The organism is Brevundimonas sp., assembly GCF_031082345.1.
Classification (GTDB): Bacteria; Pseudomonadota; Alphaproteobacteria; order Caulobacterales; family Caulobacteraceae; genus Brevundimonas.
Map to the genome: position 1 here is coordinate 1 of NZ_JAVHLH010000090.1, position 9,686 is coordinate 9,686.

General features: G+C 70.8%; 10 protein-coding genes. 5 read left to right on the top strand and 5 right to left on the bottom strand.

The annotated features are described in order from the left end of the window. Together RDU12_RS07655 and RDU12_RS07660 are read left to right on the top strand one after the other, a co-directional pair. Positions 1-714 (top strand): glutathione S-transferase N-terminal domain-containing protein (locus tag RDU12_RS07655; protein ID WP_308684378.1); only part of this gene is annotated, 714 nt, incomplete at its 5' end. A 213-nt stretch (positions 715-927) separates the two neighbouring features. Beyond that, the gene (locus RDU12_RS07660) at positions 928-1,230 is read left to right on the top strand and encodes a sel1 repeat family protein (RefSeq protein ID WP_300292660.1); all 303 of its coding nucleotides are present in this window, start codon (positions 928-930) and stop codon (positions 1,228-1,230) included. A 27-nt stretch (positions 1,231-1,257) separates the two neighbouring features. On the opposite strand, the gene RDU12_RS07665 is transcribed toward RDU12_RS07660, so the two are convergent. After that, positions 1,258-2,016 (bottom strand): polysaccharide biosynthesis/export family protein, encoded by a 759-nt coding sequence (locus RDU12_RS07665; RefSeq protein WP_308684379.1) that lies wholly within the window; start codon positions 2,014-2,016, stop codon positions 1,258-1,260. Positions 2,017-2,139: 123 nt separating this feature from the next. Here RDU12_RS07665 and RDU12_RS07670 point away from each other — a divergent pair, with 123 nt between their 5' ends. The 3 genes from RDU12_RS07670 (at position 2,140) to RDU12_RS07680 (ending at position 4,783) form a co-directional block, all read left to right on the top strand. Further along, the gene (locus RDU12_RS07670) at positions 2,140-3,585 is read left to right on the top strand and encodes a chain-length determining protein (RefSeq protein WP_300292887.1); all 1,446 of its coding nucleotides are present in this window, start codon (positions 2,140-2,142) and stop codon (positions 3,583-3,585) included. A 61-nt stretch (positions 3,586-3,646) separates the two neighbouring features. Further along, entirely contained in the window at positions 3,647-4,348 is a 702-nt protein-coding gene (locus RDU12_RS07675; RefSeq protein WP_308684380.1) for a hfsB, read from the top strand. Between the two features lie 87 nt (positions 4,349-4,435). Continuing rightward, positions 4,436-4,783, top strand: coding sequence for a hypothetical protein (locus RDU12_RS07680; protein ID WP_308684381.1), 348 nt, complete (start codon positions 4,436-4,438; stop codon positions 4,781-4,783). 6 nt (positions 4,784-4,789) lie between these two features. Here the strand turns inward: RDU12_RS07680 and RDU12_RS07685 are convergent, their stop codons facing one another. The 4 genes from RDU12_RS07685 to RDU12_RS07700 all read right to left on the bottom strand — a co-directional run. Continuing rightward, positions 4,790-5,734, bottom strand: a complete 945-nt coding sequence (locus tag RDU12_RS07685) for a glycosyltransferase family 2 protein (RefSeq protein ID WP_308684382.1) — start codon at positions 5,732-5,734, stop codon at positions 4,790-4,792. Beyond that, complete coding sequence (locus RDU12_RS07690; RefSeq protein ID WP_300293622.1) at positions 5,734-6,675, bottom strand: glycosyltransferase family 2 protein; 942 nt, start codon at positions 6,673-6,675, stop codon at positions 5,734-5,736. Before RDU12_RS07690 ends, RDU12_RS07685 begins: the two co-directional genes overlap by 1 nt. Next, on the bottom strand, positions 6,672-8,123 hold the full coding sequence (locus tag RDU12_RS07695; RefSeq protein WP_308684383.1) for a lipopolysaccharide biosynthesis protein: 1,452 nt from the start codon (positions 8,121-8,123) through the stop codon (positions 6,672-6,674). Before RDU12_RS07695 ends, RDU12_RS07690 begins: the two co-directional genes overlap by 4 nt. Further along, positions 8,123-9,686, bottom strand: a 1,564-nt coding sequence (locus tag RDU12_RS07700) for an exopolysaccharide biosynthesis polyprenyl glycosylphosphotransferase (RefSeq protein WP_374990198.1), incomplete at its 5' end; no start/stop codon positions are given. The genes RDU12_RS07695 and RDU12_RS07700, both read right to left, overlap by 1 nt.

Sequence of the window (9,686 nt, forward strand, 5' to 3'; positions counted from 1 at the left end):
CGACCGATCGAACTCTGGTACTGGCCGACGCCGAACGGCTGGAAGATCTCGATCGCTCTTGAGGAGATGGGTCTGCCCTACGAGATGAAGCCGGTGAACATCGGCGCGGGCGAACAGTTCTCGCCCGACTTCCAGGCCATCAGCCCCAATGGACGGATGCCCGCCATCGTCGACCCGGACGGTCCAGATGGAGAGCCGCTGTCGATCTTCGAGTCCGGGGCCATCCTGCAATATCTCGGCGTGAAGTCCGGCCGCTTCTATCCGCAGGACCCGCGCGGCAAGGCCGAGGTCGACCAGTGGCTGTTCTGGCAGGTCGGCGGCCTCGGGCCCATGGCGGGGCAAACGCACCATTTCCGTCAGTACGCCCCCGCCCTGGTCAGGGACCAGCGCCAGATCGCCTACGGCGTCCGCCGCTACACTGACGAGACAAACCGCCTCTATGGCGTTGTGGACCGCCGGCTGGCGGATCGTGATTTCGTCGCCGGCGCCTATTCGATCGCCGATATGGCGATCTGGCCCTGGATACTGCCGAAGCTGCAGGGGCAGTCGCTCGACGCCTTCCCGAACCTCGAGGCGTGGATGGAGCGGGTAGGCGAACGACCGGCCGTGAAGGCTGGCCGCGCCCTGGGCGAGGACCTGCGGCGCAACCTCGCGGCCTCGGGCAAGGCGGCCGAGGCGGCGCGCAAGGTCCTGTTCGGCCAGCGCGCCCGGTAACGCTTTGTAAGCGGCCCGGTGACTCTTCGTTAGCGGTCGTGAATCAGAGATTTCGAAGAGATTTCAGAGGTCTTTACAGCGATCGTTATTCGGCGCCCATTTGGGCGAAAGGGCGCTTCGACGCCTCGGCTGTTAACTTTAACTTCAAACCGCGGGTATTTCATTCGTGTCAGAGGGCGGGGCCAGAAAGGCTCCGGTTCGGAGGATACGGTGATGATCGCGCAAGAAATGGCGCCCACGGTCAACGAAGAGCAGGGCCTGCCCCTGCCGACCGCCGACATGAGCGGCGACGACCTGTTTCGTCTGGGCATGATGTATTCGAGCGGCCAGGGCGGTTGCCCGATGGACCGCGTCTCGGCCCACATGATCTTCAACCTGGCTGCCATGAAAGGCTCGGTCGAGGCGCGCGTCTATCGTCGCGAGATGAGCGCCGAGATGGAACAGGACGAGATCTGCGAGGCCCAGAAGGCCGCCCGTCGCTGGATCGACGCCGGCGTGGTGACGCTCGCCGCCTGAGGGTGGTTAGCCACTCACACGACCCACTCAGAAATTCTGATACTGCCCGCCGATCGCGTAGCTGAAGCCGATCGGCAGGGCGTTGCGGAACAGCGACACGAAATTCGCCACCTCGCCAAGGTTCGAGCGCGGCACGAAGATGATGTCGCCGCGCCTCAGGGCCACGACCTCGCCGCGGCGGGGCCGCAGGTCGACCGCCCGCATCATCCTGACCCCGCCCGGACCGCGCCGGATCAGCGCCACCTCGTGCTGGCGCGCCGTCGGCAGGAAGTCCCCGGCCTGGATCACCGCCTGATAGGCGTCGAGGTCGCCGTTCATCTCGATCATGCCGGGCGTGCGCACCTCGCCGCCGACCCAGACCCGGATCGGGCCCGCCGTCTTCAGCGTGATCTCCACCACCGGACGACGCAGCTGGCTGGCGAAGGCGTCGGAGGCGTCGGCCTCTACCTCGGCGATGGTCCGGTCCGCTGCCATGATCTGGCCGACCAGCGGCAGGGAGATGCGGCCGTCCGGGCCGATCCTCTGGGTCCGGGTCAGCTCGACGGCGGTCGGCGTGGCGATCTCGATCTCGTCGCCGGGATAGAGGACGTACTCCGGCTCGTTCTCGGTCCAGTCGGCGAAGCCGATCTCGGGGAAGGACGATCGGCCGACCATCTGGACGCGGTCGCCGCCCGAGGCCATCGGTCCGGGCATGCGCGCGCCGTATTCGCCGCCGCCGCAGCCCGTGACCAGCGCCCCGCCGGCGCCGGCGAGGCCCAGAAGCAGCAGGCGTCGGTCGATGGACATGGCGGATTGATTCCCGGAAGCGGCGACTGACGGCAAGGTCGCCGCTTATGGGTAACCATGGGTTAACGCCGCTGGCCCAAGGCTGGTCCCGTTCAGTCCGGTAGATGGAATCAGTCAGCCCGCATGCGCACGACGGCCTACACGACAGTCCGCCCGCGCTACGGCTTCCTTGACGTCGTGGGCCTGCTGTTCCGCGAACTGCTGCTGATGATCGTCATCTTCCTGCTGGTGTTCGCGATCGGCACGGCGGCGGTGCTGACCCTGAAGAAGTCCTACACCGCCAGCGCCAGCGTCTACGCCGGCGTCGGCCAGGAATACGTCTACCAGCCGCGGGTCGGCGCCGCCGAGCGGGGAGGGCAGCCTCTCGAAGCGGACGCCGTGGCCCAGTCCGAGGCCCAGATCCTCGGCAGCCTCGCGGTCAAGCAGAAGACGGTCGACGCCCTCGGCGCCGACGCCATCCTGGGCCCCCGCGCGTCCGGCACGCCCACGGAGAAGAAGGCGGCCGCCCTCAGGGCGCTCGACAGCGGCCTCGGGGTCGGCACCACGCCCGGCAGCGCCATCATTTCGGCATCCTATGCGGCGGACGATCCCGTCCGCGCCGCGACCATCCTGAACGCCCTCATCGACCAGTATCTGGTGCAGCGCCGCTCTGTCTTCCGCGATCGCACCACCCCCGCCATCGCCGCCCAGCGCGAGGCCTTCGAGGACGAGCTGGCCAAGGCGGACGCCGCCTACAACGCCTTCATGACCTCCAACGACATCGGCGACTTCGCCACCTTCAAGGCCTCGCTGGCGGCCAACTACCAGACCACCCAGGCCGAAGCCCTGTCGTTGCGGGCCCAGCTGAACCAGGCCACCCAGCGGCTCAACACCCTGGAGGCCCAACTGGCGCAGCAACCGGCCGAGGTGGTGCTTCAGCAAGACCTCAACGTCTCGGCCCAGAACCGAATTCTGGAGTTGCGGAATGAGCGGGAGGCGTTGCTGTCGCGCTATACGCCCGACGCCCAACCAGTGAGAGACAAGGATCAGGAGATCGCTGACCTCCAAGCCTATGTGGCCACCGGCACCACGGTCGGCGCCAAGGAGGTCCGCACCGGGCCCAGCACCATCTTCACCGCCATCGAGACCAACCGTATCACCGCCGCCGCCGACCGCGACGGGCTGGCCGCGCGCCTCGCTGTCGCCGAGCGCCAGCTGGCCCAACTCCGTTCGCGCCTTGCCGAGATGACGCGGCTTGAATCGACCAACGCCAACCTCGCCGGCAACCGCGAGGTGCTGACCGCCAGCATCCGCGAGTTCCAGCAGCGCGAGGCCCAGGCGCGCGCCGACAGCGCCCTGGTCGCCGCCGGGGCCGACAACGTCACCGTTATCGAGCGGGCCGAGGCACCCACCCGTGGGTCGAGCCTGAAGGCGCCGCTGCTGGCGGTGGTCTTCCTGTTCGCCGCCTTCACCGCCCTGTGCGTCGGCCTGCTGCGGGTGTTCACCCGGCGCGGCTACACCACGCCCGCCTCGACCGGGCGGACGCTGGAGATGCCGGTGCTCGCCGTCGCGCCGATGAAGGCGCAATGATGCGGGCCGCCTCGCCCGTCATGGTAGCGTAGGGACCTGTAGCCGGGCGCGTAGCGATTCGATGGTCGACCTGACAACCGAAATGGCCGCTCTCTGGGCGGCGCTGGGCCCGGCGCCGGGCCATCGCGGCCGCGTGGTCCAGATCGCCGCGGCCAATTCCGGCGAAGGGGTATCCACCGTCGCGCGCGAATACGCCCGGCTCGCCGCCGTCCGCGCCCGCCGTCCGGTCTGGCTGATCGACGCCGATCTGGCCCAGCAGGGCCAGCTGGAGGCCGTGGCGGCCGAGCCCGACCGCTTCGGGGCGTTGGGCAAGGCGGCGATCGCCACGCCCGACGGCTCGATCTTCTTCGCGGTCACGCCGCGGGTGATGGACCGGGCGGGCAAGCCGATCCACCCGGCGCGACTGCTGACGGCGAGACCCTGCCTCGGCGGGCGACTGTGGGTGACCCGGTTTGCAGCCGAACACCTGCGCTCCGGCCAGCGGGCCGAGCCGGTCGCCGACGCCCGCTACTGGGACGCCCTGCGCAAGCACGCCGACACGGTGGTGATCGACAGCCCGGCCGCCGATCGCAACCCCACCTCCATCACCCTCGCGCCCTTCGTCGACGCCACCGTTCTGGTGGTCGCGGCCGAGAGCACGGCGGCGGGCGACCCCCTGATCCTGCGCGACGAGATCGAGGCGGCGGGCGGCAAGATCGCCGGCGTCGTGGTCAACCGCTCGACCTATCAGCCCCCGGCCTTCCTGAAGCGGCTGACGGGATAGGCCGACGCACGGCAACCTTGACGCGTGCCCGCGGAAGGCGTCTAGTCCAAAGATCATCGGTTTTCGATGAGCCACAGGAGGACAGCCATGCGTCGGACGTTCGTCACTCTCCTCGCCGCCGGCGGCCTGCTCGCCCTCGGCGGCTGGACCGCCCCGGGCCAGACTGCGCCCTCCGTCCAGGCGGCCCCCGCCGAGCCGGCGCAGACCGGCCAGCAGGCCGGCGACGTCTGCGCCCCGGTGCAGGCCACGGCGAACGCCCATCGTCGCAGGAGCCATGCGCGCGACGAGGGCATTCGTCGCACCCACACGCGTCCCCGGGCCTCGCTGGGTCGTGCTTCGGTCGACGCCGATTGCCCGCAGTCGTGGTCGGTGCTCAGACGGGACGGCCACCGGGCCCGCCGCAACGCCGCCATCGACCGCAGCCTGGGCCAGTAGATCCCGTCAGGCCGCCGTCGCGCGGTCCAGTCGGGCCAGTTCGCGTGCGCCGTAGAAATGCGGCTCGAAGCCCTTCATCCAGAACAGCTTTCCGACCCCCCGCGCGGTGCGGTCGTACAACTCCGCGCGCTTCGAAGAGCCGATCAGCGTCAGCGCCGCCGCGCCCGCGCCCCAGACCACCGTCTGTCCCGCGCCGATGACCATCCACCGCAGAACGGCGGGCCAGTCCCGGGCCGCCGCCGCCGTCTGGCTGGGCCCCTGGCCATAGGCGAAGGCGCGGGCGAGGGCATAGGCCAGCGTCGCCCGGTGCGCCGGCGCGAACTCCTCGACCATGGCCTCCGCGGCCCAGCCGAACCTGCCGCCGCGCGCCCGCAGCGCCGCGAACAGGGCGTCGTCTTCGCCGCCCGCCTGATCCGCTCCGGCGTCGAACGGCGCCGGGCCGGGCAGGGCGGTCGCTCGCACCAACAGCGAATTGCCGCAACCGAAGGGCGTCTCGATCAGGCCGGTCCGCTCGGGTCCCTCCCGGCCGAAGAAGCGCTCCAGATAGGGCTTCAGCCAGTCGCTGGCCTCGGGCGCGCGGCCGGTGATCGGCCCGAACATGGCGTCGGCGCCGGTGCTTTCCTGGGCTTTCAGCAGGGCGGCCAGCCAGCCGGGCGACGCCGCCTCGTCGTCGTCGAGAAAGGCGATCAGCGGCGCCGTCGTCGCGGCCAGCCCGACGTTACGCGCCGTGGCCACGCCCGGCCGGGGCGCGTGCACATAGACCAGCGGCCACGGCGCCAGCCGGCGCAGCGCCTCGACGCCGGCTTTGGCGGAGCCGGACGGATCATTGTCGACGACCACGATCTCCGACACCCGGTCGCCGACCCCGGTCTGGGCGAACAGCGAGCGCAGGGCGCGCTCGAGGCTGTCCGGCCTCCGCAGGGTCGGGACGATGATCGCGACGTCCGCCATCACACCGCCTCCGCGTAGAGGGCCGCGCGATACAGGCGCAGCGAGAAGGCCCGCGCCGCCACCGGCAGCCAGTCCGCCTCGGCCGCCTTGCGCATCCGCCGCCGCAGCCACGGCAGGCCGGGCAGCCGCTTGAGCAGCTTGGCCGCCCTGTAGCTGGGATAGGCCGCGACGATCCCGGGATGGCGGCTCACCATGCGGGCGAAATTCGGCGCAGACTGCTCGTACTTGCCGGCCAGCGACGCCACGGTGTCCAGACCCATATGGGTGGCGGCGTTGTCGAGGTGCACGACCCGGAAGCGCCGCGACACCCGCATGGCCCACTCCACGTCCTCCCAGCCCCAGCCGGTGAAACCGGCGTCGAAGGCCTCGGCCTCGAACACGTCGCGCCGCACCAGCAGGTTGGAGGTGTAGACGTATTTCTCGGGCTGCCGCGCCCGCTCCGTATAGGGCACGCACTCCGACTTCGCCGCCATGGCCCGGTGCACGGCGAAGCGGGCGTCGGTCGGGGCCTGCAGCAGCGAAAAGCCGCCGAAGGCCACGGCCGGATCCTCGCGCGCCACCAGTTCGGCCCAGTCGCGCAGGAAGCGGCGATGGTCGGGCCGCATGTCGCTGTCGAGGAACAGCAGGCTGCCGCCTCGCGCCGCCGCCGCCAGCCGGTTGCGGCCGATCGAACGGCCTTCATTGGCCGGCAGGGTGATCAGCCGGGCGGGCAGGGCCATGGCCTTGATCCGCGCCGTCAGCCGCGCCGTCAGTTCCGGATCCCGGGTGCCGTCGTCCAGCACGATCACCTCGACCGCGCCGTCGACAGAGGCCGCCTCCTCGTCCAGCAGGGCCAGCAGCTCATCCGGGTCGTCGCGGAGGAAGGGCGTCAGCACCGACAGCGCGGGATTCGCCCCCTTCCAGGCGGCGTTGTCTGTCACCTTCGCGCGCGCCGCCGTCATGCCGTCGCCCTCCGTCGCCGCACCTTGGCCAGCAGCCGCACGGCCACGTCGCGCACGCCCGCCGCGTTCAGCGTCAGGGCGGCGGCGGCGTAGACGAGCCCGCCGACCCCGGCGTCCAGCATCAGCTCCGCGAACCCGCCGATGGACGGCAGCCGGGCCACGACCAGCGCCATGATCCCCGTCGCCACCCCGCAGCGGATCAGACTGTCCCACGGGATCGGCAGCGGCATGACCCGGCGCCCGATGAGCTGCGTCGCCAGCAGGCCCAGCGCAAAGCTCGCCGCCGTCGCCCAGGCCGCGCCCATCAGGCCGAAGCGCGGCACCAGGATCAGGTTCAGCACCACGTTCAGCCCCGCCGGAATGGCCATGGCCACCAGCAGATGCTTCGTCTTCTTGCCGAGGGTGAAGGCCTGGCCGAAATAATAGGCCGTCAGACCATAGAGCAGGGCCGACAGGGCGATCCACGGCGTGATGCTGGCCGCCGCAATGCGCAGTTCCTCGCCGATCAGCACCTCGGCCAGCGGCCGCGCCACCAGCGCCACCCCCGCCGCCGCCGGCAGGCCGATCAACAGGAAGGTCGACAGCTGCTCGCGCGCCGCGACCTTCAGCCTGTCCAGACCGCCGCGCTCCAGCGCCATGACCAGCGCCGGCTGACCCGCCGATCCCAGCCACAGGAACAGCACGTCCAGTGTCCGGTTGGCGATCGAATAGCCGGCGTGATAGGCGCCCACCGCCGCCTCGTCGAGAAAGGCCGCCAGCAGAAACCGGTCGGTCGACGACAGCACCACGGTCAACGCCAGCGAGGCTGCGATCGGATAGCCGTACAGCGCATAGCCGCGCACCCGGGTCCCTTCGAAACCGCCGCCGCGCGCCTGTCTCAGTTCGCCCGGCAGGACGAAGGGCAGGGCGGCCAGCGGGGCCAGTCCGATGCCCAGCAGCGGCGCCGCCCCGCCCCATCCGGCCAGGGCGAAGCCGACGCCGATGGCGAGACCGCCGACGGTCACGGCGATGTCCAGCCCCGCCGCCTTGCCCACCTCGCCGGCGGCGCGGTAGCGCTCCTGCGCCAGCTTGACCAGGCTGCGCGCCGGCACTCCGGCCAGACCCGCGGCCAGCGCGATCCGGAACAGGGGATCGCCCGGCCAGATCCACATCGACAGGCCCGTGACCACCAGGAATCCGGCGCTCAGGGCGAATGCGGTGCGATAGAGGGAGGCGAAATGCCCCTGGGTCGCCGCGCCGGGGGTCTGGGCCGCCCAGAACCGGGCCATGGCGGCCTCGAGCCAGCTGAACACGGCGACGTGCGCCAGCGTCATGACCGAGAAGGCGAGGGCGTAGCGGCCGAAATCCGCCGGGCTCAGCAGGCGGGTGAACAGGATGATGGCGAGGAAGCCGACCACCCCCTGGATGATGTTGGCGGGCAGATAGCCCCAGACGCCGCGCCAGAACATCAGCGCACCGCGGCCCGGTCACCCAGCAGCACCGGCACGGTGACGGCCATGATCCACAGGTCCAGCCACAGCGACTGGCGCTCGACGTATTCGAGATCCAGCCGCACCCGCGTGCGCACGTCCTGCGCCGTGTGCAGCGGTCCGCGCGAACCGTTGACGGCGGCCCAGCCGGTCATGCCGGGCTTGATGCGATGACGATGAGCGTATTCCGCCACCAGACGCGCGCTTTCGACATGGCCGGTCTTCATGCCGATGGCGTGGGGCCGGGGCCCGACCAGCGACATCTCGCCGGTGATCACGTTCAGCAACTGCGGCAGTTCGTCGAGGCTGGTCTTGCGGATGAAGCGGCCGATGCGGGTGATGCGGTCGTCGTCGTGGGTCACCTGCCGGCTGGCCGTGGCGTCGGCGGCCTCCTGCTTCATCGAGCGGAATTTCCACACCACGATCTCCTCGTGGTTGAAGCCGTGGCGGCGCTGGCGGAAGAAGATCGGCCCGGGGCTGTCCAGCCGGATGGCCACGGCGATCAGCGCCATCAGCGGGGCCAGCAGCCCCAGGGCGATCAGGCCGACCGTCATGTCCTGCAGCCGCTTGTTGAAGGCCCGGCGGTCGTGGTCGACCGGCCCCTGAACGTCTGCCAGCGGGGCGGCCGCCAGCCGGTCCAGCGCCGACCGCGTCTCGGCCTCGCCGTTCGGTTCGACCAGCAGGGACACCTCGTTCGGCAGGGTCCGCAGCCGCGCCGTCAGCTCGCGCACCCGCGCCTCCGCCTTCGGGTCGATAGCCAGCACCACCCGGTCGACATAGGGGGTCATCTTGTGGGTCAGCAGATCGTCGGCGGTGCCCAGCACCGGCACGCCCTCGACCGCCTCGGGCGAGCGCGCCAGCCGGTCGTCGAAGATGCCCAGAACGTTCAGGTCGCGTCGCTTCAGGGCTTCGTGGATCAGGATCTCGGCCCGCCGCGTGGCCCCGACCAGCACGATGTTCGGGGTCAGGGCGCCGGACGCCCGCCAGCGCCCGACCATGTCGCTCCAGCCGATGTGCAGGGCATGCAGGCTGACCAGCACCAGGGCGCTCCACACCAGCCAGGCGGTCCACTGCGCCGCCGCCCCCTGCAGCGCCCAGCCCGAGGCCATGGCGATCACCGCGCCCGCCCCGACGATCCCCGCCACGGACGCCAGATGCAGCGCCGTGCTCTGGCCCCGGGCGAACCGGTAGCGCCCCAGCGACCGCATCAGCCCCAGCACCGTCAGCGCGCCGAGGATGAAGGGAGCCAGGGTCGAAATCTCCGCGTTGAGCAAGGGTCCCGGCGTCGCCGCCCAGGCGCACAACAGGGTCACCGTCGTCACCGCCAGCACGTCGAAGGCCCGGAAATAATGCGCCGCCAGGCGCGAGGCGTGCCTCTGCCGGGCGTTCAGCCACACCTCGGGCCGGAACGGTCCGCGACGGGCCGCGCCCTTGCTCCGCGGCTCCTCGCGCCGTCCGACGGCGGCCGAGGCGGCGAGCGCCTGCAGGCCGGACACGTCAAAGTCGCCGGCCGCGGCCGGATCGGAGTCGAACGAAAGTCGG

Bases quoted from the DNA above. Each gene is read 5' to 3' on its own strand.
- RDU12_RS07660 (WP_300292660.1), top strand. From the start codon at position 928: ATGATCGCGCAAGAAATGGCGCCCACGGTCAACGAAGAGCAGGGCCTG.
- RDU12_RS07665 (WP_308684379.1), bottom strand. From the start codon at position 2,016: ATGTCCATCGACCGACGCCTGCTGCTTCTGGGCCTCGCCGGCGCCGGC.
- RDU12_RS07670 (WP_300292887.1), top strand. From the start codon at position 2,140: ATGCGCACGACGGCCTACACGACAGTCCGCCCGCGCTACGGCTTCCTT.
- RDU12_RS07675 (WP_308684380.1), top strand. From the start codon at position 3,647: ATGGTCGACCTGACAACCGAAATGGCCGCTCTCTGGGCGGCGCTGGGC.
- RDU12_RS07680 (WP_308684381.1), top strand. From the start codon at position 4,436: ATGCGTCGGACGTTCGTCACTCTCCTCGCCGCCGGCGGCCTGCTCGCC.
- RDU12_RS07685 (WP_308684382.1), bottom strand. From the start codon at position 5,734: ATGGCGGACGTCGCGATCATCGTCCCGACCCTGCGGAGGCCGGACAGC.
- RDU12_RS07690 (WP_300293622.1), bottom strand. From the start codon at position 6,675: ATGACGGCGGCGCGCGCGAAGGTGACAGACAACGCCGCCTGGAAGGGG.
- RDU12_RS07695 (WP_308684383.1), bottom strand. From the start codon at position 8,123: ATGTTCTGGCGCGGCGTCTGGGGCTATCTGCCCGCCAACATCATCCAG.